Origin of the sequence: Gillisia xinjiangensis, from assembly GCF_046298265.1 — a bacterium.
GTDB classification, from domain to species: Bacteria; Bacteroidota; Bacteroidia; order Flavobacteriales; family Flavobacteriaceae; genus Gillisia; species Gillisia xinjiangensis.
On record NZ_JBKAHK010000113.1, the window covers coordinates 1 to 535 of the forward strand.

Here is a 535-nt window from a genome sequence, read left to right on the forward strand (position 1 = left end):
ATGCTCTGTCCAAGCAAACAAGTCTTCTGTAGGGACCGCCTTCTCGACCTCTGAATAAAGAAGCAAGAGAACCTGATCGCGGTACGTTAGTGCAGTGTTGAGGATACGCTTTCGCCCCAAGACATTCCAAACTGCTGGCAATCTCCGTTCAGAAATTGCATCGCACAAAAGCTGCGCATCCTCGAGCGCAATATTCTGAGAAACTCTGATCAACTCGCAAATGCACCAATCGGCCAGTCGCACCGCTGTCAGCGCGTCAATTTCGTTTGCATCAACCTCACCACCAACATGCCCAAAGTCTCTCTTGTTTCTCAGTGTGTACAAGAACAGAAGAGCGCGAGGCATCAATATCCGCAAACCCTCGGGACCCGCTGCCTTTGACGTCTTTTCGATATTCTCGCACTCGGCTTTGAAATTCCCGAGGTTCGCGCTTAATGCAGTGTGAGTCCCAGTCAATAAATGCTGCAAAGCTCTAATGAGAACCTCAGCAAGCTTACCCGCTTGATGACCAATAGCATCATGCTGTCCCTCAAGC

General features: G+C 49.9%; 1 protein-coding gene. It reads right to left on the minus strand.

Translation table 11 applies throughout. The features are described from left to right. On the minus strand, positions 1 to 535 hold a 535-nt coding region (locus tag ACKGJN_RS16755), incomplete at both ends, for a hypothetical protein (protein WP_409540708.1).